The sequence below is a fragment of the Alphaproteobacteria bacterium genome, assembly GCA_023898725.1.
GTDB lineage: Bacteria > Pseudomonadota > Alphaproteobacteria > JAUHZC01 > JAUHZC01.
Genome location: CP060236.1, coordinates 247,842 through 271,362 on the forward strand (window position 1 = coordinate 247,842; position 23,521 = coordinate 271,362).

Annotated in this window: 17 protein-coding genes and 1 tRNA gene; 10 read left to right on the top strand and 8 right to left on the bottom strand. The window is 45.2% G+C overall.

All coding sequences use genetic code 11. The annotated features are described in order from the left end of the window. Position 1: 1 nt before the first annotated feature. Entirely contained in the window at positions 2–658 is a 657-nt protein-coding gene (locus H6849_01140) for a hypothetical protein (GenBank protein ID USO01641.1), read from the bottom strand. Positions 659–889: 231 nt separating this feature from the next. Here H6849_01140 and efp point away from each other — a divergent pair, with 231 nt between their 5' ends. The 4 genes from efp to H6849_01160 all read left to right on the top strand — a co-directional run bounded on the left by efp (position 890) and on the right by H6849_01160 (position 8,266). Beyond that, positions 890–1,459: an elongation factor P gene (gene efp, locus H6849_01145; protein ID USO01642.1), complete on the top strand. Its 570-nt coding sequence runs from the start codon at positions 890–892 to the stop codon at positions 1,457–1,459. Positions 1,460–1,473: 14 nt separating this feature from the next. Beyond that, the gene (locus H6849_01150) at positions 1,474–2,253 is read left to right on the top strand and encodes a hypothetical protein (protein ID USO01643.1); all 780 of its coding nucleotides are present in this window, start codon (positions 1,474–1,476) and stop codon (positions 2,251–2,253) included. A gap of 100 nt (positions 2,254–2,353) precedes the next feature. Next, the gene (mutS, locus tag H6849_01155) at positions 2,354–5,053 is read left to right on the top strand and encodes a DNA mismatch repair protein MutS (protein ID USO01644.1); all 2,700 of its coding nucleotides are present in this window, start codon (positions 2,354–2,356) and stop codon (positions 5,051–5,053) included. A gap of 138 nt (positions 5,054–5,191) precedes the next feature. Then, complete coding sequence (locus tag H6849_01160; GenBank protein ID USO01645.1) at positions 5,192–8,266, top strand: hypothetical protein; 3,075 nt, start codon at positions 5,192–5,194, stop codon at positions 8,264–8,266. Positions 8,267–8,334: 68 nt separating this feature from the next. Here H6849_01160 and H6849_01165 read toward each other — a convergent pair whose 3' ends face one another. Continuing rightward, entirely contained in the window at positions 8,335–9,339 is a 1,005-nt protein-coding gene (locus H6849_01165) for a hypothetical protein (protein ID USO01646.1), read from the bottom strand. 146 nt (positions 9,340–9,485) lie between these two features. Between H6849_01165 and dnaK the strand changes: the two genes are divergently transcribed. From dnaK to H6849_01190, 5 genes are all read left to right on the top strand, one after another. Next, positions 9,486–11,423 (top strand): molecular chaperone DnaK, encoded by a 1,938-nt coding sequence (dnaK, locus tag H6849_01170; protein USO01893.1) that lies wholly within the window; start codon positions 9,486–9,488, stop codon positions 11,421–11,423. A 71-nt stretch (positions 11,424–11,494) separates the two neighbouring features. Continuing rightward, the gene (gene dnaJ / locus H6849_01175) at positions 11,495–12,649 is read left to right on the top strand and encodes a molecular chaperone DnaJ (GenBank protein ID USO01647.1); all 1,155 of its coding nucleotides are present in this window, start codon (positions 11,495–11,497) and stop codon (positions 12,647–12,649) included. A gap of 12 nt (positions 12,650–12,661) precedes the next feature. Continuing rightward, the gene (locus H6849_01180) at positions 12,662–13,519 is read left to right on the top strand and encodes a TIGR01459 family HAD-type hydrolase (GenBank protein USO01648.1); all 858 of its coding nucleotides are present in this window, start codon (positions 12,662–12,664) and stop codon (positions 13,517–13,519) included. Between the two features lie 301 nt (positions 13,520–13,820). Beyond that, a tRNA-Met gene (locus H6849_01185) sits at positions 13,821–13,897 on the top strand. Positions 13,898–14,071: 174 nt separating this feature from the next. Beyond that, positions 14,072–14,275, top strand: a complete 204-nt coding sequence (locus H6849_01190) for a hypothetical protein (protein USO01649.1) — start codon at positions 14,072–14,074, stop codon at positions 14,273–14,275. A 203-nt stretch (positions 14,276–14,478) separates the two neighbouring features. Here H6849_01190 and H6849_01195 read toward each other — a convergent pair whose 3' ends face one another. Further along, positions 14,479–15,339, bottom strand: coding sequence for a helix-turn-helix transcriptional regulator (locus H6849_01195; GenBank protein USO01650.1), 861 nt, complete (start codon positions 15,337–15,339; stop codon positions 14,479–14,481). Positions 15,340–15,563: 224 nt separating this feature from the next. Between H6849_01195 and H6849_01200 the strand changes: the two genes are divergently transcribed. After that, positions 15,564–16,139 carry a hypothetical protein gene (locus tag H6849_01200; GenBank protein USO01651.1) on the top strand — a complete coding sequence of 192 codons (576 nt, stop codon included), beginning with the start codon at positions 15,564–15,566 and terminating at the stop codon, positions 16,137–16,139. Here the strand turns inward: H6849_01200 and H6849_01205 are convergent. The 5 genes from H6849_01205 to glmU form a co-directional block, all read right to left on the bottom strand. Next, positions 16,129–17,394, bottom strand: coding sequence for a tyrosine--tRNA ligase (locus H6849_01205; protein ID USO01652.1), 1,266 nt, complete (start codon positions 17,392–17,394; stop codon positions 16,129–16,131). The genes H6849_01200 and H6849_01205 overlap by 11 nt on opposite strands. Then, a complete protein-coding gene (locus H6849_01210) occupies positions 17,394–19,454 on the bottom strand; it encodes a glycine--tRNA ligase subunit beta (GenBank protein USO01653.1) in 2,061 nt (686 codons plus the stop codon). The genes H6849_01205 and H6849_01210 overlap by 1 nt, the downstream gene beginning before the upstream one ends. Next, entirely contained in the window at positions 19,454–20,326 is an 873-nt protein-coding gene (locus H6849_01215; GenBank protein USO01654.1) for a glycine--tRNA ligase subunit alpha, read from the bottom strand. Before H6849_01215 ends, H6849_01210 begins: the two co-directional genes overlap by 1 nt. A 75-nt stretch (positions 20,327–20,401) precedes the next feature. Further along, the gene (locus H6849_01220) at positions 20,402–22,045 is read right to left on the bottom strand and encodes a CTP synthase (protein ID USO01655.1); all 1,644 of its coding nucleotides are present in this window, start codon (positions 22,043–22,045) and stop codon (positions 20,402–20,404) included. Continuing rightward, complete coding sequence (glmU, locus tag H6849_01225) at positions 22,045–23,394, bottom strand: bifunctional UDP-N-acetylglucosamine diphosphorylase/glucosamine-1-phosphate N-acetyltransferase GlmU (protein ID USO01656.1); 1,350 nt, start codon at positions 23,392–23,394, stop codon at positions 22,045–22,047. The genes H6849_01220 and glmU overlap by 1 nt, the downstream gene beginning before the upstream one ends. Positions 23,395–23,521 lie beyond the last annotated feature (127 nt).

Sequence of the window (23,521 nt, forward strand, 5' to 3'; positions counted from 1 at the left end):
TTTACACACCATTTACGGGCAAACATGACTGGAAGTTTTTCCCTGCAATAACAAGGTGGTCAGCGAGAACAAGATTCACAGCTGTGCACGCCTGTTGTAATTTATGCGTAAATACATAATCGGCGTGAGAGGGTGTGGGGTCTCCACTTGGATGGTTATGAGCCACCAGCAATGCGTGCGCTTTATAAAGAAGTCCCACACGCACAATTGTGGGAATTTCCCCACTCACACGATCACTCCAAACACTGTCAATCACATGCTCATAAATAATTCTTCCTTGAGAGCCCATATAGAGAACTCTCAATTGCTCGTAAGACAGCTTAGACATTAACGGCAGCACATAATTGACCATATCGTGCACAGAGGTAATCATCTGTGTATGTGCAGAACCCTCCCACATTCCATCCAAAAGACACATCTGCACAAGCACCTGAAAGCGCTCAGAAACAACATCTGGAGTACTTTGTGCTGCCAAAAGAACATTGCGCAAGCCTTGGTGGCGCTCAATCAGTTTCTTGGCAAGAGCTTTTGTATCCTGGCGAGGAAGTACATAGGTGAGCAACAGCTCTAATCGTTCATAATCATGGAGAGATCCACACCCATGCGCCAGAAAACGCATGCGCAAACGAGCGCGATGACCAATCACCTGAACTGTCATTATTAATTATTATCTATTTTCAGCCATTCGATAGAGCAAGATCGCATGTATTACAAGACACATTTGCCATCGTGGCATTTAATAGAGGTATTGCCAAGACCCATAGGATTTATTCCTTATCGCCCTCTGGGTGAGTGTTTCTTTAGGTAAAATTTGACTGGCCTCACAAAAAAAACCTTTCGCAAATAACCGTATTCGGTTAAATATGATCTAGTTTTACAAGTGATCTCGATGAAAGTTAATGGTAACAGCCTTCGCCCTGGCTATGTAATTGAGCACAAAAGCCGCCTCTGGGTTGTTGTGAAAACAGCACATACACAACCAGGTAAGGGAGGGGCCTACCTTCAAGCAGAGCTCAAAGATATCCGTGATGGTACGAAACTGAACGAACGCTTCCGTGCCAGCGAGGATGTTGAGCGTGTCCGTCTTGAGACGCGTGATTGTCAGTTTCTTTTCACCAGCGATGACGTCCATACCTTTATGGATCAAGACACATTTGATCAATTTGAAATTAAAGACTCCGTATTAGGAGAGGATAGTATTTTTTTATGCGATCACATGGTTGTGCAAATCAACTTCTACGAGGAGGAAGTGATTTCAGTGACTCTTCCTGATAGTATTGTACTCATGGTTACAGAAGCTGATCCTGTGGTTAAAGGACAAACAGCAACATCCTCCTTCAAGCCAGCTGTTCTTGAAAATGGTGTGCGTATTATGGTTCCACCACATATTGAATCTGGTACACGTGTCGTCGTAAACCCTCATGAGCGTACCTATGTTGAACGCGCTAAAAATTCATAGGGTATTAACACACAATGGTATCTGATCGCCGCCTTCTTATTCGCACGCCTCTCATTAACGTTATTACACGCAGTATTTATAATGCCGTTCGCCACATTGCCCGAGATTTCAATGAAGTTGACCTCTTGCTTAATACAACGAACGGACCGGGGGAGTTTGCAAGTCGCTGTTACGATAGGGTGCAAGACCTTCTGGTAACCGAACTCCAGTCATCACGTCCACGATTTGGTCTAAAAATCATTAACGAGGCAGACACAATTGGCACAGACGATGAACAATTTTGGGTTATTGCGCCCATATCAGGCATGAAAAACTTTATGAACGCGCACCCACACTTTGCCCTTTCTGTAGCAGTAGAGCTAAAAGGACAGATTTTAGCAAGCGCTGTTTATGATCCTATCAATGATGAAATGTTTTATGCGGAGCGCCGCCAGGGTGTATACGTTAATGAACGTCGCATTCAACCGCGACGCAACGTAACCACCGCTGAAACTCTCGCGCTTTTTGCGGGCAATCCTCAGCACGCGCACAGTGTTTTTGGAAAACTTTCTGAGACTTCAGATCTGCGTGTTTCAGGAGCACCTGCTCTTGATTTATGTTATGCAGCAGCTGGTCGTGCTGGGGTTGTCTGGGTGGAAAACGAACATCCCTATGAAACAGCAGCGGGACATTTCATTCTTCAAGAAGCAGCTGCACATTTTCAAGGATGTGACAGTGAAGAAAGCTATCTTAGCACACATTACCTTGCGGGTGACCCGACACACGTTGCAAAAGTATGGAAAAAACTTTCTTAAAAAAGGCCCTGGTTATTACAAGAAAAGTGCCTGATTATTTCGGCCTCACCATCAACACCATGTGATTGTGTGTTGATATAGGGATTTTATTGCGCTAACAATGATCATCACGCGATTTGATTGTCAGATGTCAGAACACCTTACCACCCAGACACACTCCCAAACGCCCATGATGGTGCAGTATTTGGCGCTGAAAAAGCAACACCCCGACTGTTTGATGTTTTACCGTATGGGCGATTTCTATGAGCTTTTTTTTGACGATGCAGTCACAGCCTCAAAAATCCTGGATATTACCCTCACGCGGCGAGGAACAGCCAGTGATGGAGACCCTATTCCCATGTGTGGTGTTCCTTTTCATGCCTATGAAAACTATCTCAACCGCCTTGTATCCAAGGGATATCATGTGGCTATCTGCGAGCAAATGGAATCCCCCGAAGAGGCAAAAAAACGCGGGTACAAATCCATTGTTACGCGGGATGTAGTAAGAGTTATCACCCCAGGAACCCTGACAGAAGACATTCTTCTGCAGGGAAAATATAATAATTTTTTGATGGTGCTTGTTCCTTCTGACAGGACATGTACCTCTTTTGGCTGTGCGAGTGCTGACATTTCAACAGGTGATTTTTATCTCCATACGTGCTCTGGTGATGATATTTTTGACGTAATCCAGAAATACACACCCTCAGAAATTGTTGTTCCCGAGTCCCTCCTGAAAGCCCCCCTGGGAGAAAAGCTCTGGCAACTTTATAAAAAGAAACTTTCTCCTCTTCCCAACAGTCGGTTTGATCATGAAAATGCGGAAATGCGTTTGCGTGGCCACTATCATGTTAAAAGCCTTCATGCGTATGGGCTCGCACAGAAAGAACTTCTTCTTGCCGCGGGCAGTCTTCTGGACTATGTGACCATCACCCAAAAGGGCAAAGCACCGCATCTCAAGCCACCACAGCGCAACGACACCTCTGCCTACTTATCGATTGATGCCGCCACCCGCAAAAGCCTTGAACTTACCTTAACCCAAGATGGTCACAAAGAGGGGACGCTGTTTGCGTGCCTTAACACATGCGTCACAGCAGCAGGCTCTCGGTTACTGTTTCACTGGATTAATAATCCGATTCTTGATGTAGAACACCTGAATAAACGCCTCGATTGCGTTGCTTTTCTCCGCACGCAAGGGGAAACACGAAGCCGCCTTATTCATGAAAACACAGCGTTTCCTGATCTTGAACGGGCGCTCGCACGCATCAGTGTTCAACGTGCAGGACCACGGGATTTGCTTGTTCTCAAACAAGCCCTCATCCAAGCACGCAGTGCTCTCACTGTTCTCAAACAACATCCCATCCTTCCCGATCTTATTGCAGATTTGATCCAGGAAGTCTGTGACTTCACCCACCTGGAGGAAACCCTCACAAAAGCTCTTGTTCTTGAAGCACCGGCTCTTGCCCGCGAAGGGGGGATTATTCACACAGGCTATGACACAAATCTTGATGAGCTTAGACAATTACGCGATCATGGAACAGAGCGTCTTGGGGCTCTTCAAGAAACATACCGGCAAGAAACAGGCATCACTACACTCAAAATTAAACATAACAATCTCCTGGGATATTTTATTGAGATTCCGTCCGCACACCAAGAAAAGCTCGATCCAACGCGTTTTATTCACCGACAAACCATGGCTAATGCCATGCGATTTACTACCGAAGATTTGTCCAATCTGCAGACACTCCTCCTCAATGCGTCCCATGAAGCCCTTGCAAAAGAGCTTTCTCTCTTTCAAGAATTATGCAACATGGCTCTTGAAAAAATTGACAGTTTGTTGCTGGTGGCACGCACGATTGCGCACCTTGATGTATGGTCAGCATTTGCAGAACAGTCACTCACACGGACGTATTGTCGCCCAACACTTTCAAACGAATCCATCCTGGTAATTAGCAATGGCCGTCATCCAGTCATAGAACAACATATCGAAACCCTTGAAAACAAACACTTCGAACCAAACTCTGTGAATCATTCTGTCTTATCAAATCTATGGCTATTAACAGGGCCTAACATGGCAGGGAAAAGCACATTTCTACGCCAGTGCGCGCTCCATATCATTATGGCGCAAATGGGATCTTTTATTCCTGCACAGTCCGCCACGATTGGGGTTGTTGATCGCTTGTTCTCACGTGTGGGCGCTTCTGATAACCTTGCTCGTGGCCACTCAACATTTTTTGTTGAGATGCTAGAAACAGCAACGATTCTCAACCACGCCACTGCACGATCTTTTGTGATTTTGGATGAGGTTGGGCGTGGAACCTCTACACACGATGGTCTTGCAATTGCTTGGGCAGTCACCGAATATATTCATCACCATAAGAAATGTCGCACACTTTTTGCTACCCACTACCATGAACTGGTTGCCCTGTCCGAAAGGCTCCCTCGCTTAACAGCACACACTGTTAGTGTCAGTGAGCACAAAGGAGAGGTGTTATTTTTGCACAAAGTAATTCCTGGATCAGCAAACCGCTCCTACGGGGTTCATGTGGCAAAACTTGCAGGACTCCCTCAAACTGTCCTGGCGCGGGCAGAACAAATTCTAAGTCAGCTTGAAAAAGAACAACCCCTTATACAAAAGGGAGCCCTCCCCTTATTTGAAATTGTTACAAAACAAGAAACGCCCACCCACCCGTCTAGACAGGAAACGCCACAAAACAACACTGAGTTGGAAGCCATAAAAAACCTCCTGCACCAATATGCTGTGGATGACTTAACCCCCAGAAAAGCCCTTGAGATACTTTATCAGCTGTATGATTCCATATGATCAATACGTAAAGACTATCCTCAGCATATAAAATATTGTTCAAAAAAAATAATTCTTTATTTACATTTATAAAATATAATCCACACAAGGGTTGTGTTAAAAAACATGTATATTTTTCAAAAGAATCTTGTGTACACTATGATGATGTGGGTCGCTATAGGCATAACAACGCCTTACGCACACGCAAGTTCAGTGATTGATACAGTAAATAATTTGATGCAACAAATCAAAGAGTCAATAACAGCACCACAAACAGAAACAGCCCCAACTGACGGCTCTCCCGACTCGGAGTCCTCTCACAGCTACCCCACGCAATCGTGCCGAAAAGATTTACGCACAACCCTTGCAACGTGTGCTGAAAATAGTGCATGTAAAGACAGCGCATGGTCTGAGTTTCGTACGTGTGTTCATGATTCCTTAAAAACGCAAACCCCTGTCAGTGCCCAAGACGTTATAGAAGAAGCGCAAAAAATTTTTGTTGAGGCCGAATCTATGTCTGACTGTTTCAAGGCTACAGAAATTCGCCAAAAGTGCGGAACAGATAGCCTGTGTCGTCAGAAAATCTTTGATGGATTTAATAACTGCGCTCAGCGCTTCATGGCGGATGATGATGCGCCCATGGTAAATCTTGACGCACTGGCTACTCAAGGCTCCAAACCAGCCCCTCAATCACCCAAAGTTAGCACACAGCACTCACGCAAAACTCTTGAAAAAATAAAGCTACAAGCTGAAATCGATGCCCTTGAAGCAGAAAACCAATATCTTGAAACAGAGATCGCTTCTTTTGATACCCAGGTCGCACAAGCACGCGCCTCTTTTCAACGCGAAAACCTCCTAAAAAAGCACAGCAAGCACACTCAAGATGTCAGTAATCTCCAAAAGAAAGTCCATCATCAGACGCTTGATAGAAAGGTAGAAAAACTCTTCCAGCAGGCTAAACGCACCCTTTTGGTTGGTAAAGAAATCCAAGATTTTCGCCAAATTAATACCGTTATTGATGGTCGCTTGAAAATAATTAATGTGCACAAAGAAGCCCGTGACGCCTATGAAGCCTGGCTCTCTCAGTATAAAGAGAAAGTCCCTGTTATTGATGAAAAAATTACAAAAATTGATCTGTTGTCCCAAGAAGCTATGTCGCATATTGGTGTTTTAAAAAAACGACAGAAAGACTACGAAACACTGGAAAATATGAAAAAGGATACTCTTAGTGTGCTACTTGGAACAAAAAATGCGGTAGATCTTTCTTCCAAAATCAGTCTGACTCGCATGAATTTCTTAACAGATATTCCTGCTCTTACAAATGATTTGAAGGCGCTCGAAGACCAAGAAACCAAAGCAACAGAAAAGTATACAGCCTACAAAACTGTGGCAAGTATAGAAATTCCTGGTATTGCAACGGATAAAACACTGCCCGATGGAGAAGCAGCCCTGACTGAAATTAAAACCACCATTGCAGGTCTCAAAAAACACATCGAAAAACTTACCGCACAGAAGAAAGCCCATGACACCCTCATAGCAGAAGTCCAAGCCCTGCACGACGGGAGTAAAAAAGCTGCCGATGAAGCCCTTACACGTAGAAATACAGAGTCAAAGACCGACCGCACTTATGTAGAAGAGAAAATTACCGAGATTATAAAAGCCAAGGGAGAAGCACAAAGCAAATACGCTGCATGGAAGACTACACACAATGATATGGCTATTCCTGCTGTTGAAACAACACTCACAGCCATCGCCGACGAAAACACGCGCACTGACAACCACCTAAAAACTCTTCAAATTGGCATCCTTCTTCACGAGCAGTTAAATGCCATCAAAAAGCAAGTGAGTGAAGATATTACATTAACAAGCTATGCAATCATTAGCGGCAAAGAAGATCAGCTGTCCAAGACAATTGCCACGATGAAAAATGAATTAAAATCTTGGGAAACCACTACTAAACTTACATCTGAAGCAGCTAAAAAAATTATCACCCAAGCAGAGGCCGCCCGCAAACCCGCAGACGATCATCGCCATAAACTCAAAATTATAGAAGACACCACGGCAAAACGCAATGAAATCAACGCAAAAGCAACAGAACTGAAAGCTATCCAAGCCACAGACCCTGCACAGGAAAAACTCAAAGAAATGGCTACACTCCGTGATAGCGCCAAAGAGGCCTATACCGTTTGGAAGACAAGCACATCTCTTTCTGAAGATAAGGTTGATCCCATTTTTGTAGAAATGGACAGCATTTATCAAAAGTCTGTCGCACACGTTGCAAACGTTACTATTAAAGAAGATATTCAGGAATTCTATAATCGCCTTGTAAAAATGGATACGCAAACGCGTGCACAAGCCCATACTATAGCCAGTATTAGCCCTCGTGTGGATGAAATGCGCGCAACACTCCAGCGTGCCAATGAGACGCATGAAAAATGGAAGGGTGAGCATAAACGGGAGCTTCCTGAGGTATTAGCCTTAATGGAAAAAATGAAAACACCTCTCCAAAGCACCGAAAGTCATTTCTCCTACTGGAGTACAGTAGAAAAAACAAAAAACCTTGAAAAGGAAACAGCTACACTTCTGACACAAACGAATGGCAATATGAATTTTGCTGATGTTCAAGAAAAACACAAGCAAGCCTTGGCCAAACAAGAGGAGGCCAAAGCAATAACCGTTAAACGTGCCAAGGATTTCCCTCAGGGGGGGTCTCCTAGTCCACAAATACTGAAAAATATCGATACCCATATAAAAGGAATTATGGAAAATCTTAAAAAAGCAGATAAAGAAGGACAACGAAAAATAGCCATGGAAACAGGCAAAAAATTGTCTGCTGATATCCAGAAAACATACAACGATATTCAGAAAGTCACTGACTTCACAGTCGCGCTCAACACCTTCAAGAGTGTGAAAGAAGTTATGGCAAAACTACAAAAAAATGCCGATGATTTTAAACAGACATGGAAAGAAGAATTTGCCCCAGACGGCCATAGAGGTATACAAAGCGGTACTTTTTACCTAAACCTAGTAGAAAGTCATGTGAAATCCTTAGGACACCAAACCTGCGGGCGCGCCTACGAAAAAGAGCTTCCATCCTGCATAACTTATACAAAAGGTTGGTGGGGAAGAAGCAAAAATACAAATACGAACTGTACTATGCGTCTAGAGGGAACAAGAAGAATGTGCACGAGCGAACTGAATGATAAAGTCAGAGCCGTAAAATTTGGTTCTTAGGTTCTCAGCGCTCAAAACTACAAATCTTTGAACACGACGTACGCCGTCAAAAACAGTCATCAACTCTCTCATGTTGCAGGCACCAATGACCGTGTGATTGGTCCCTGGTATAAATCGCCCCTTTTAGATTTCTTGAGACTTTTATACAGCGGGTTTTTTTTTCTTATCGGATGCGTGTGAACGTGCTCTGGGGAGCACGTCTTGATTGTAAGTCCATGAGGAAACTTGCGTGGTTTTTCTATAATCCGCATCCCTTGGGGAGGGTACTCCTGGCGCGAAAGAACAAGATAGCTATAGGGTTCATCCTCATACCCCAAAGAAGCACCCTTCAGCTGACGTAAGCGTGTTGAACGGGGAAAACGGGCATGAAAGTGACACCAGTCACCCACCCTCAAGGGACACTGTCCGTGATGCGAACACGGCGCATAAACATGAATATTATGTTTGCAGGCCCAATCCCGTATTTGCATGATCACATCAAACCCCTTGGGGCTTCCTGGTTCGGCAATCACCAGCATACCCTTACACATATGCCATGCCTTGGTAACCACTAACTCACGGCAAGACTCTGGGATTTCGTTCAAGGTGTATGAAAGCGTTACAAGATCATACGCTCCCGAAACTGTTCCTGTCACATAGGAAAGGATGCGCGTACGCACGTTTATCTGAGGAGCCAATAAAGGAAAAAATAGCTCTGCTAGGCAAAGAAGGTGCGGGTTTTCATCAACGATTGTCACATCCGTCAGTGCAGGGAAACGCTTACCTGCGGCAACAACAGCGCTCCCCGAACCACCTCCCAGATCACACAACGTTTCAGGCAGAAAATCAGCTGGAAGTTGTGCAAAAATCTGCTGCATGACCGCCGTGGTTGCCGGCATACGACACGCCACATATAACCCGCGCTGCGGCGCGTGAGAAAGGTTCACCCCCGTACTGTAATGTTTATTTTTGGCATATGCCGCGTTCAATCGTTCAAAATCATCCCCGGTAAAATGGATGTTTTCCTGCCGAAGATAGCCCTCTACACATGCGTTTATCTGATGAATGAGTGTATCCACACACAATATCTCCATTTAGTTGCCACGAAAGTCTTGCATTTTGATGGGAACTTTTGTTATAGTCCAGGTGTAAAGGTTGCTTGTATGCAACATTTTTTAACCAAAGAAGATCTTACAGTGCCTAAAGGGCTGTATATTCTTGCTAACGAAAGAGGTTAATGATGGCTAAAATCATTGGTATCGATCTCGGTACAACAAATTCCTGTATATCAATTATGGACGGGAAAGACACCCGCGTTATTGAAAACGCTGAGGGTGCCCGCACGACCCCGTCTATTGTCGCCTTTTCCAAAGACGGCGAACGTCTTGTGGGGCAACCGGCTAAACGCCAGGCGGTAACAAACCCAACTAATACGTTGTTTGCTATCAAGCGCCTCATTGGGCGGCGTTTTGATGATCCCCTTACCAAAGAAGATCAAAAAGTCGTTCCTTACACGATTGTTGAGGGACCTAACGGAGATGCGTGGGTAGAATCCAACGGTGAAAAGTACAGCCCCAGTCAAATTAGCGGTTTTATCCTTCAAAAAATGAAGGAAACTGCCGAGAAGTATCTTGGGGAAAAAGTCACTGAAGCAGTCATTACAGTGCCTGCATACTTTAATGACGCCCAGCGCCAAGCCACAAAAGATGCGGGTAAAATTGCGGGTCTTAACGTACGACGCATTATTAACGAGCCGACAGCTGCTGCTCTTGCCTACGGTCTAGACAAAAAAGAGGCAGGAACTATTGCTGTGTATGACCTTGGTGGTGGTACATTCGATGTTTCTGTTCTTGAGATGGGCGATGGTGTTTTTGAAGTAAAATCCACAAACGGGGACACATTCCTTGGTGGTGAAGACTTTGATAACCGCATCATCGATTTTCTTGCTGATGAGTTCAAAAAAGAAAACAGCATTGATTTACGCAAGGATAATCTTGCGCTTCAACGCCTCAAAGAAGGGGCGGAAAAGGCAAAAATTGAACTGTCAAGTGCGCAGGCAACGGAGGTAAATCTTCCTTTTATTACAGCCGATCAGAATGGTCCGAAGCATCTCAATGTGCGGCTCACTCGGGCAAAATTTGAGTCATTAGTTGATGACCTTATTCAGCGCACCATTGATCCTTGCAAAAAAGCCCTCAAAGATGCCGGTCTTAAACCTTCAGATATTCATGAGGTTATCCTTGTAGGTGGTATGACACGAATGCCCAAAGTTATTGAAAAGGTGCAGGAGTTCTTTGGCAAAGAACCCCATCGTGGTGTCAATCCGGATGAGGTTGTTGCGTGTGGGGCGGCTATCCAAGCTGGCGTTCTTCAGGGGGACGTCAAAGATGTTTTGTTGCTTGATGTGACCCCTCTTTCGCTTGGCATTGAAACACTTGGTGGTGTATTCACGAAGCTTATTGAACGCAACACAGCAATCCCCACTGAAAAAAGCCAGGTTTTTTCGACAGCTGAAGACAACCAGTCTGCTGTTACCATCCGGGTGTTTCAAGGGGAGCGTGAGATGGCTGCAGACAACAAGCTTCTCGGGCAGTTTGATCTTGTAGGTATCCCCCCTGCTGCACGAGGAACACCACAAATTGAGGTTTCCTTTGATCTTGATGCCAACGGTATGGTGAGCGTTTCTGCCAAAGACAAAGCAACGGGCAAGCAACAGAATATTCAGATTAAGGCGTCTGGGGGTCTTACCGATGAAGAAATCGAAACCATGGTTAAGGATGCTGAAGCCAATGCAGAGTCTGATAAACAGCGTAAAGCGTTGGTTGAGGCACATAATCAGGCTGAAGCACTTATTCATGCCACAGAAAAAAGTCTTAAGGAGCACGGCGAGGCAGTCTCAGCAAATGAAAAAGAGGCTATTGAGTCGGCAATTGCCGCTCTTCAGGCTATGAAGGATTCCGATGACCTCGAGAGCATCAAACAAAAAACAGACGCGCTTTCTCAAGTCAGCATGAAGCTTGGCGAAGCCATGTACAAGGCAGCCCAAGAAGAAGCACAGAAGGAAACAACTGCTTCAGCAGATGCTGATAAGGGTTCCTCTGCGGATGAAAATGTGGTTGATGCGGACTACGAGGATGTTTCCGAAGACACCCCCAAAAACAATAAAAAAGAAGCCTAATTAACGTACATACGGCTGGTATATCTTTCAACGATACACCAGCCTCTTGATTCAAAGCAGGACATTCCCCTATGAGTAAAGATTATTACGCCAGGCTCGGTATCACCCAATCAGCCGATGCTGCTCAGATCAAAAAAGCCTATCGCTCTCTTGCTATGAAATGTCACCCGGACCGGAATCCAGGAGATGCAGAGGCTGAGAAAAAATTTAAAGAAATAAACAAGGCCTACGAAATTCTTAGCGACCCTCAAAAACGCGCGCACTATGATCAATTTGGATCTGCGGCTTTCGATGGTTCTGGTGGTGGATCTCAACCAGGGGGTGGGTTTGGGTTCGACTTTGGTCAGGCAACGGGCGGCTTTAGTTTTGAGGATGTCTTTCACGAGTTCATGGGTGGGGGGACGCGCGGTGGTAATAAGACGCGGAAGAGTTCCGGACAACGAGGATCAGACCTTCGTTACGATGTGTCTATTAGTCTGGAAGAGGCCTTTCGCGGCCTTGAACAAACGATTACTATCCCTGCATACGTCAGCTGTGAATCATGCTCTGGATCAGGGGCCAAAGAGGGAGCAAAACCAACATCGTGTGGCTCTTGCCATGGGTCTGGGACTGTTCGCGCACAACAAGGCTTTTTCACCGTAGAGCGCAGCTGTCCAACCTGTAATGGAGAGGGGAGCATCATTGAAAATCCTTGTATCAAATGCCATGGGCATGGACGTACCCGTAAACAACGCACACTGAAGATATCTATTCCCGCCGGTGTTGAGGATGGTACGCGCATTCGGCTCAGTGGGGAAGGAGAGGCCGGCTATAGAGGAGGCGGACACGCCGATTTGTATATTTTTGTCTCTATTCGTCCTCATCAATTTATCCAACGTGAAGGTGCAGATATTCACTGTGAAATTCCTGTAAGCATTACGACAGCTACCCTTGGCGGTGAGATTGAGATCCCCACCATCGATGGGGGGAAAGCTCGGGTTACCATTCCTGAAGGAACCCAAGCGAACCAGAAGTTTCGCTTAAAAAGTAAAGGGATGCCTATAATTCGTCGAGATCTTCGCGGTGACATGTATATCCACACACGCATTGATGTGCCCACGAAGCTTACGAAGCGACAAAAAGAACTTCTTACCGAATTTGCGGAAATTGAAGAAACGAGCAAATCTAAGGGATCTAGTTTTTTCGATAAATTAAAAAATTTGTGGTCTTCTAGTGATGCAAATTAACGGTGATACGCCGTGAAGAAAATAGCATTTTTTAACGAAATTATTCCGCAATACGACACTTTCGTGTTCGATATTTGGGGGGTTGTTCATGATGGATATCGGCCTTTTCCAAAACTACGCCCCACACTTGAGGCGCTTCGGGAGGCTCATAAACAAGTCATTTTTCTTTCCAATATGTCCCAGCCATCATCAGAGGTTGAACAGCATCTTCAAGCAATGGAGGTCCCCCGGGACTTATACGATTGTGCTTATTCGTCGGGTCAAGCCACACTGAACTACTTAACGAAGCGAACGCAGGAAAAACCCCTCTCGTGCCTTCATGTAAATAATGATATTTCTTTTCGAAAGTATTTTTCACAGCACCCTCTATTTTTTGTGGACACACCTCATCTTGCCGATTTTCTTCTTGTCGCGCGGGGATCTTTACTTTCCTCATTTGCACAAAATACGGATGTCCTTAAGGAAGCGATCGCTCGGGGTCTTCCGCTCATATGCGCAAACCCTGATACCAGCGTTGTGATTGAAGGAAAACTCCACGCTCGCACAGGCTCACTTGCCCACACCTATGAAGAACTAGGAGGAACAGTCATTTCCTTTGGCAAACCTCATCCTGAGATTTTTGAAGACATTATGCAGAAAATACCCCATGGATCCCGTATCATTATGATCGGGGACTCCCTAGAAACAGACATTGCCGGAGCGCAGGCTCATGCATGGGATACCATGCTCGTACTAACGGGTGTTACAGCTCATCGGTATGGGTGGTTGTATGATCTTCCCACATCCGAGGAGCTGACCCCCCTGCGGAAGCTACGTTCCCCACCTACATGGGTATTCAAAGGGTTTGATGGAGTAAAAACACACTTTTAGATTCTCTTTGTCCCACACCTGTGGGCGCTTGTATAATCTTCACAGCTGCCCCTCCTCAAATGGACCTTTCGCGGGGAAGGCAAGGTTTTATAAGCATATCTTTATGAATACTTTACATCTAGTCCTGATAATGCTCGGTAGCCGTGCACCAACTAAACACATACATACAAAGCACAAGCACAGAGGTTGTTGTTTTGTGTGCTCTGTTGAGCACACTTTTTCCAAGATACAGAGCCGTGAAACTTTGCGCAAAAAATAGCTTGATTTTTATGCGTCTGTGTGGTTATTTCATCTCAGTTGGCGCGGGGTGGAGCAGTCTGGTAGCTCGTCAGGCTCATAACCTGAAGGTCGTTGGTTCAAATCCAGCCCCCGCAACCAAAAACTCCTATTTTCCTATACTTTCTCTAAAAAATGTATTTAAGAAAAACAAACAACCAACAGAGCGCCATATGCCGCTTCTATAGTTATTTTGTTTTTATCTAATAATATAATTTTCTTGATTTATTCTTTAAAATCCTATAATGTTAACGATGGATTAAGGAATCGTGAATAATGTCTTACCAGCAATCATTTGTTATGCGACGCATTACGCAACTCCACGGAGAACAAGCGACCATTTCTTCACGACTGAACGCAATGAAGTGCCAAAAAGTTATTAATCCTTTTGTTCTGCGGGAATTACAAACACAGTACGATTCAGTTTCTAGACAAATCACCCATTTGCGTGGTCAGACTATTCCTGACATTATCGCATAAAATATTTTTCTATCGCTTTTATAGTTTCTTTGTAGGTAAAAAATCTCGGGGATTCGCCTTTGCGATCTATCTCGTTACAGCAAAAAATTTGGCACGGCCGTTACTATAAAAAATGAGAGGAATCCGTTAAGACTCCCCCCACATGAAAAAAGAAAAATTCTTTTCTGTGTTTTTCCACAGACGTAAGAAGCATTCCTTTTTTGTCAGATCGTTTCTGCCGTTCCTACAATGCGATATACACCCTTGAGATTTTTACGGATAAATTCATGTGTTTTTGTGCTATCATGAAAGTCCTTAATATGCAAAATATCGTCAGCACTTGCACCAACAGGACCTAGGCTTCCCGTTACAGTCACAGCTGCTCTCCAGTGATCAAACTGCCCTAGAAAGACTTGATTTTCCTGAGAAACAACTATCACATAGCACTGGGAAACCAATGGTTTCGATGGATGGGCCAACAGCAAATCGTGTTGCGTATAACGCGGCCCAAATGTATTGGTATTCAAGCGCAACGCAAAGGCACCCGCGACCCCCACAAACTCGGCACCCCGCATAATCCAGTCCTTGGGCTTGCTAAAGTCAAAACCCATCACCCCCTTCTCATCCGACATCTCATACAAGGGGAGATCCACCACAGGGGTATTTTGATTCCCCGCTGTTTTCACGGGCAAGTGTTGGGCATTTCCTGTTGCAGGAAACACATTCTGAGCGCTTGTTGGGCCATTTGCAAAAGGCAACAAATCAGCTGGTGCACACTCAAGAATTGTTGACAGTTTTTGAATAATATCTGCATTCAACCGGCGCGATCCACTTTCAAGGCGCGATAGATACGAGGGCGATAAACCCGTTGCTAAGGCTAACTCCTCAAGAGTGTATGCCTTGTTGACACGCAAATCACGCAGCGGGTTACGTGTTTGCCAGCGCTTTCGGCGACGAAACTTGGCTACATTGTGAGCATCCGCCGAGGCGATTGGGCTTTTGTTTTCAATCACTTGTATGCCTTGTTGTTCTAATGCTTCTTGCGCCATGGTAAAAAAAGTGTTCGGTTTTACACGTGTTTGCATTACGTAGTCCTCCATTTTAACTTCCCTAAACCAGATTAGTATCAACCGTAGGATATCTATTATCAAGCATTAATTTTGACAAACGGCACAAAAATGCGCGGACAAAAAATATCTTTAATTTGACAGTTAAAAAAACTTAATGCAGAGTTCACATGTTGATAATAGTAAATATGAATTAATATCAATGGTATGTATAAATAATAAGAATAGGGACAATTGCAAAAATGAATGCAAAAAAGAAACATCTTAAATGGTCAAATGCTGAAAAATTACTTGTTTGGTTGAGTTTTCATATGAAAATTCCTTACAAGGATATTAGCGCGTTGCTTGACCGCACATTGGCTTCTGTTCAAAAAGTTATCAAGCGGTATCGGTTACGGGAACAAAAACTAGAAATAACCCAAGAGGTTCGCCAAGAGTTATTACGACTTTTGCAACACCCACAAACAAACTTAGCGTGGACTGTCCGTTCATTTACGGAGTATTTTCCTGAGATTCTGGCTTTAAGCCCCTGGGCTGTTAACCCTGTGCACCCCGATGACACTAACTTGCACATACAGAGGAAAATCCATGAGCGCTCTATTTATGATGAGTGGAATGATTGGTCAGAAGTCATGACGTACCTCAAGCACGAGAATGTTGTTGTCTCTCCTATTCTGCCAAAAAGAACAGCAACCCATTCCTATCTTGTGCAGGGGCAAATTATGGATAAAACACAGCTTTTTTTGTGTGCCAACAGGATGCGTGCCGAGCATGGTCTTTCTCCACTTCTAGTTCCAGGCCTCACTTTCACGCACTAACAACATGATAGTGCCGCTTCTTGCCAAGAGAAATTTTCCATCCCTCTGACGGGCACTCCTCTTGGAAAAGTAGGGCTTCTGCGTCTGCAAGTGGAATATTATTAATACGCACCCCTCCTCCGGCAATCAGGCGACGCGCCTCTCCCTTAGAGGCGCAAAGACCCAAACAAACCAAAAGACTTGTCCCACTTATGCCCTCCCCCACAAGAGTCATGTCAAGCCGCAGAACCGGCAACCCCCTAAAAACACTTTGCCCAGCCGTACTATAATGAGATTCTGCGGCCCGTTGGGCCTCAATAGCGGCTAATTCCCCATGACAAAGAGCTGTCATCGCATTCGCTAAAACAATTTTGGCTTGGTTAATTTCTGCATCTTTATATTTTTCAAGATTCTCAATCTCTGTCAGTGGAAGATCTGTAAACATTCGTAAAAATCGCCCTACGTCAGCATCGTCTGTGTTGCGCCAATATTGCCAGAAATCGAAAATTGCATATTTTTGATGAGTAAGCCACACAGCACCATGGGCGGATTTTCCCATTTTTGCCCCCGATGATGTTGTCACAAGCGGTGAGGTTAAACCAAACACCTGCTTGTTTTGCCGCCGGCGAATGAGTTCAACACCACAAATTATATTCCCCCACTGATCAGATCCACCTAACTCAAGAACACAGTTATGGCTCAAAAAAAGCTGCTCAAAATCATACCCCTGCAACAACATGTAGTTAAACTCAAGAAATGTCAGTGGGGTTTCACGCTCTAAGCGTGTTTTGACACTATCAAATGTCAGCATGCGGTTAATCGTAAAATGCGTGCCGTATTCCCGCAAGAAGTCCAAATAATTGATTGGAGCCAACCATGCATTATTATCAACAAGAATAGCAGGATTGATAGAATGCGGGGAAAAATCAATAAACTGCTCAAGTGTTTTTTTGATGCCTGCAATATTGTGTGCAATGGTATCATCGGTCATCATTTGACGTTGGGCATCTTTACCACTTGGATCCCCCACACGCCCCGTTCCGCCACCAACAAGAATAATCGGTGTATGTCCGTGTTTTTGAAGCATGCGTAACCACATAATTTGCACAAGATTCCCAACGTGCAAACTATCTGCTGTAGGATCAAACCCAATATATGCAGCAATTTTTTGGGTAGATAATAGGATGTCCAATTTATCAAGATGTGTGCCTTGATAAATAAACCCCCGAGCCGACGCTTCACGCAAAAATGGTGACTGATACGTATCTTCAGACATTAAGAAACCTGTATTTCTTCAAAGTTAGCTACTTTTTGCATCATCGTAATCGCTTTATTCAGCAAGCGTAAACGATTCTGACGCACCCGATGATCTGTTGCATTCACAACGACCGTGTTGAAAAAACCATCGATACTGTGACGCAAAGACGCAAGAGACTCCAGAGAACCTTTCATATCACGCTCATCAACCTGTAGAGCATTCAGCGCGGCATCCAAAGATTTCTCGGCTCGTTCCTGTAACAATACTTGGTCCACTTCTTGTGTGTAAGTTACGCCATCTTTAGCCTGTTCTTTTGATAGGATTGAATAGGCACGGGTAAACCCCTGAGACAAATTTTCACCATCCGATGACAAACAAAACAATTGAATCGCCGTCGCATTGGCACGTACTGTTGCTAACGGTTCAATAAACAAGAATCGCTGCACCGCTCTGATGACATCATACCGTAAACCACTATCCTTCCAGAACACACTCAGGCGTTCTGTACAAAATGCGATAAGTTGTGTTGAAACATCCCCATGCGGAACGGTTAAACTGCCCGCATACCCTTCAATTGCCCATGCTAGTAATGTCCCTAGGGGGATATTAAGTTGTCCCTCCTCTAGAATACGCAACGCACCCAAAGCCGCTCGACGTAAGGCAAAGGGATCTTTTGATCCTGTGGGCTGGATCCCCACACCAAAAAAACCAACTAACGTATCAAGGCGGTCAGCAAGCGCCACGATTCTGCCCAGGGGTGTATGTGGGATATCATCCTTAGCACTAACAGGGCGATAGTGCTCACCAATGGCCACAGCTGTTTCCGGTGAAACGCCTGTGGCATAATAACGACCCATCACCCCTTGAAGCTCTGGAAACTCAATCACCATTTCTGTTGTTAGGTCGCACTTCGATAACCGTGCAGCATGTACTGCGTCCTCTCTGGGCTGCTCGACATGTGTTGCAATATGACCCGTCAGTTTTTCAAGACGCGCCACCTTGTCTGCCATACTTCCCAGCTGCGCATGAAACACAATCTGGGTTAATTTTTGCCCGTGATCTTCCAAGGACACGCTACTGTCATTCTCATAAAAAAACCGCGCATCATTAAAGCGCGCCCTCAAGACCCGCTCATTTCCCTCAACAATATTCTGGCCATTCTGGACGGCTGGGCCATTAGAAACAACCGCAAAATAGGGAGCTAAAACACCTGCACCATCATACATAGGAAAATAGCGCTGGTGGCGCTTCATCACTGTGACCAATAACTCGGTAGGCAAGTGCATAAAATCAGGATCAATCTTACCCATATAGGTCACCGGCCACTCCACAAGGCCAGCTACTTCGGTTAGAAGCTGCGCATCATTGTCACCCAAAAGCCCTTGTTGGGTAGCCAATGCTTTGACCTGATCGCGTATGGCTTGCTTGCGATCATTAAATGATAGCATTACATTGTTTTTCAAAAGCTGCTTTTTATAATCCTCACAATCGATCACTTGTAATGGGGTATTATCAATCAAGTAATGTCCCCTGGTCGCATGACCAAAGTGGATGGACATTCCCCCTCCAATATCCCATGTAAGTGGGACAACAGAACCGTTGAGAAGAGATAGACCATGATGAACAGGACGCACCCATGCTTGTGTGGATGTTCCCCAGCGCATTGATTTTGGCCAAGCAAACGCTTCTAAAATTTCTGGGACCAACGTCACGAGCAACTCTTGCAGCGGGCGCCCCGGATGTGTGAGAGAAGCAAAATAAAACTCACCTTTTTCTATAGTGCGACGCTCCAATGTATTTAAAGAGCGTTCAACACTGCGAGCAAAACCGTCAATAGCTGCCTGGGGGGCGTCCACACGTGGTCCACGACGCTCTTCTGAGTAATCAGGCTGTTTGTCTGGCAGTCCCGTGATGTGTGCGACCAAACGCCGCGGCGTTACATAGGTCTCGATTTGGGTATAAGTCAAGTGATGCGCCAGGAGTCTGTCATGAAACAACTGCGCTATTTGTTTTTCTGCCATTTCCTGAAAACGGGATGGCATTTCTTCCCCGTAAATTTCAAACAAATAATCAGACATTACTTTGCTTCCTGTTTTTCGTTACGGATAATCCATGCCTGACACGCAGCGCGCGCAAGACTCCTCACCCGTGCAATGTAACCCGCACGCTCTGCTACACTAATGACACCACGGGCATCCAGTAAATTAAAAGCGTGGCTTGCTTTAATACACTGCTCATAAGCTGGAATCGCTAAACCTTGCTCACTAAGGTGCTTACTTTGTGCTTCAGCATGATCAAAATGCTGAAATAAGTAATCCGGGTTTGATTCCATGAAATTGTATGCGCTAGCTTGTTGTTCATTCGCAAGAAAAATCTCTCCATACGTAACACCCCGGGGGTTCCAAGTCAGCTCATAGACATTATCAACACCTTGCAAAGCCATTACCAAGCGCTCAAGCCCATAAGCAAGCTCCAAAGAAACAGGCGCACACGGAATTCCTCCCATTTGCTGAAAGTATGTATATTGGGTCACCTCAAGGCCATCACACCACACTTCCCATCCCAAACCTGATGCTCCCAGCGTTGGACCTTCCCAGTCATCTTCTACAAAACGAATGTCATGAGCGTGTATGTCAAACCCAATATGCGCCAGACTTTTTAAATACAAATCTTGTGCATCCTCAGGAGAAGGCTTCACAACAACTTGAAATTGGTGAAACATTTGTAAGCGGTTAGGGTTTTTTCCATAACGCCCATCTGTTGGGCGACGGCTTGGTTGTACAAACGCAGCCGACCACGCATCAGGTCCCAAACAACGCAGCGTCGTAGCAACATGAAAGGTTCCAGCACCCATCTCCATATCATAGGGTTGAAGGATGATACACCCATGCGCACCCCAAAACTGCTGGAGCTTAAAAATTACTTCTTGAAAAGAGGTTCCTTGAGACATAACCAAAAACAATTTGTGTGGGCATAATTTAGCGCGAGCAACCTCTCTTGGCAAGAAGGGGCTCCATAATCCTTTTTAGCTATGGTTTTTTCCCATTCCCATAGCCCGCACCAGCCCATCGAACAACGGATGAGGGCGTGTCGGGCGAGAGCAAAACTCCGGATGAAACTGCACACCAATAAAATAGGGGTGGCTTGTTATTTCTACAATCTCAGGGAGATCACCCTCCGGAGACATTCCCGAAAAAACAAAGCCTTTCTTTGCAAGATCAGGCACATATGTTGCACATACTTCATAGCGGTGGCGGTGACGCTCAACGATTGCTGAGCACCCATAAAGTTTTTGAGCATGCGTTCCTGGTGCGAGTATACACGGATATGCCCCCAAGCGCATCGTTCCTCCCAAATCACCGCGTGTATGACGGTTGATTGTTTCGGTGTCTTTAATCCACTCAGTCATTAACCCAACAACAGGGTGTGGTGTTTCGCCAAACTCTGAGCTTCCTGCATCAGAAAGACCAAGAAGATTACGCGCAGCTTCAACAACCATCATTTGCATACCTAAGCAAATCCCCAAAACGGGCACTGCGTGTATGCGCGCATAGGTAATCGCACGTACTTTCCCCTCAACACCCCGGTGACCAAACCCCCCCGGAACTAAAATACCATCCAAGCCACCGAGTGTGTGGCCGATTCCTGCTTCATCCAGGGGCTCCAAGGACTCGCTATCAACCCAACGTATATGAACTTTTGTATTGTTTTGTGCTCCCGCATGAATGAGGGACTCGCAAATGGACTTATAAACATCTACAAGACCTGTGTATTTGCCAATAATTCCCAACGTTACCTCCCGATTAGGCGCCTGAATACGGGACACAAAATTTATCCACGGCTCAATATTTGCAGGGTTTGTCGCTGGGTCATAACCAAAATATTGCAAGACCTGTCGATCAAATCCTTCTTCGTGTAGGGCTTGAGGAACAGCATAAATTGTTGATACATCATGGGCAGCAATAACATTTTCAGGGCGAATATTACAAAACAACGCTAGTTTTTCACGGGCACTCGCAGGAATCTCCACACTTGATCGACACACAAGTATATCTGGTTGAATACCAAGTCCCAAAAGCTCTTTCACCGAGTGTTGGGAGGGCTTCGTTTTGAGTTCTCCCGCAGCAGGGATATACGGAACCAGAGTTACATGCGCAAACAGTGTGCGCTCACGACCAAGATCGGCACGCAATTGACGTATGGCTTCAAGAAAAGGCAAACTTTCAATGTCCCCTACTGTTCCCCCAATTTCAATAATGCAATAATCGATACCATCATCAATATCCCGCATCATGGCCTGTTTGATCATTGTGGTAACATGAGGAATGACCTGAATTGTTGCTCCTAGATAATCCCCGCGGCGTTCGGCCTCTATCACACTGCGGTAAATTTGGCCTGAAGAAACACTGTCGTAGCGGGTGCTTTGCTGGTCGGTAAAGCGCTCATAATGGCCTAAATCTAAATCAGTTTCAGCGCCGTCATGGGTTACAAAAACTTCACCATGCTGATAGGGACTCATCGTTCCAGGATCCACATTCAAATAGGGATCAAATTTTCGCATGTGTACCCGCAATCCTCGGGCTTGCAACAGTGCTGCTAGTGATGATCCACAGATTCCCTTCCCCAGAGACGAAACGACACCGCCCGTTATAAAAATATAGTGTGTCATTAGTTCATTCGTTTCTTACGGTAGCGTTTTGCACCATCAGCATAATGTTGCTGAGGGGACCGGGTAACACTCATGCTGTAATCCTCAACTGATTCTGTAACCACACTACCCGCACCAATAATGCTTGCTTTACCAACGATAACAGGAGCAATTAAGCTTACATTTGCTCCTACAAACGCACCATCTTCAATGACGGTTTTGTGTTTCTCAAAACCATCTGAATTGCACGTTACACTCCCTGCGCCCATTGTTACACCGTCGCCAATCTCTGAGTCGCCAACATACCCAAAGTGCTTCAGTAAAGTTTTCTCACCGATCGTACTCGCCTTGACTTCCCGAAAACCCCCAATGTGTGACCCTTTGCCCACAGTACTGTTTTTGCGAACATAAGCAAAAGGACCAATCGTTGCTTTGTTTCCAATAATTGACTCTTCAATCCGAGAATAGGGCAATATTTCCACATCAGAACCTACTTGCACACCCGAACCAAACGTTACATGGGGATGGATTAAGCTATCTTTCCCTATGCGTGTGTCATGCTGAAAATAAACCGTATCAGGGTCAACAAGTGTAACACCCGCCATCATAATTTCCTTACGACGACGCTCTTGAAAAGCCCGTTCCGCAATGCTCAGTTCATAACGGGAATTAATCCCCATAAGCTCTTCTTTTTCAACGGCCACACAATCCACATACAAGCCACTCTTGCGTGCGAGACAAACAGCATCTGTAAGGTAATACTCATGAGCCGCATTATCACACTCCAGCCGATCCAGTAAGCCACAGACATGCTGTGCCCGCAGAGCCATCACACCCGAGTTACAGAGAGAGATTTGCTCCTGTCCCTCATCGAGGTCCTTGAACTCAATGATACGCTCAACCTTACCGTGCTTATCCGTAACCAGACGGCCATAGCGATTTTCTTCGTAATCATGAAAGGCCACCACGCTCACCCCTGCACCCAACTCACAAGCTTTAACCACTGGTGACAAGGTGTTTGTTTGAATGAGCGGGGTGTCACCAAACATTACCAACACAGTGCCTTGTGCGTTTGCAAAATGCTCTCTGGCACTAAGCACTGCGTGTCCTGTTCCTTTTTGTTCATGCTGCCAGGAGACATTGACACGTGGGTCTAGGCCCTCCACAAAATCTTTCACTGCTGTCATTTCAGGGCTTAAAACAACCACAATTTTGTCTGGATCAAGTCCTGCCGCAGCCATCACTACATGCCCCACCATGGGCAGTCCTCCAATCGGGTGCATGACCTTGGGGGTGTTGGAATGCATCCGCGTTCCCTTGCCCGCAGCCAGAACAATAATTGTTAGTTTTTTTGTTGGATTCTGTACCATAACGGATCTTTCAACATAATTTTGGATCAAAATGGCACATTTGGGAATATTTTTCTATGCGTGTTTTGAAAACTTTGTACACACCCATAAGAGCAAGCAAAAAGAAAAAGAAATACTCCTCTTATAA